Source organism: Alkalibacterium sp. m-11 (genome assembly GCF_054658155.1).
The window spans coordinates 1-423 of sequence record NZ_BAAGIR010000372.1 but is presented as its reverse complement, the minus strand read 5'-3'; the positions used below and the strand labels follow the sequence as shown (position 1 = coordinate 423).

1 pseudogene is annotated in these 423 nt (G+C 37.6%); it reads right to left on the bottom strand.

Annotation, left to right across the window (positions count from 1 at the left end):
• Positions 1-12 precede the first annotated feature (12 nt).
• Positions 13-423, bottom strand: a pseudogene (locus ACYQ2O_RS12855) (IS4 family transposase); the annotation flags it as partial.

Sequence of the window (423 nt, the reverse complement as noted above, 5' to 3'; positions counted from 1 at the left end):
TCACCAAAGAAATTACGCAGCAATTTGTTCTTGGTTTGACTGATTTCCAATCAAAATTTCTTTGAATGCCGCCGGTAATGTGTCGATTAATTGATCGAGCAACGCCGTTACTTGTTGTTCGGATAATACAAATTGGTCTTCAAGCAGTGCTTTTAAAGCATGCAAAAGAAGAGATAAAGATTTTGTGAAGCGAATGTTTTCTAGTTCGTCGCATTCTAAATAAAAGAGTTCTCCAATCGTTCGTGGATCCTTTTCATTTCGTGAAACAAGTGCAAAAAATATATACCGCATAAAGACAATCGTTGTGTGGGCAATCATGATGTCATATTTTCGTCCGTAGACTTCTTTCCCGAGCTGTAAATAAGATTTACAGTACTTGAAGAACGTCTCAATGTCCCACCGTTTTCCGTATAGACGAATGAT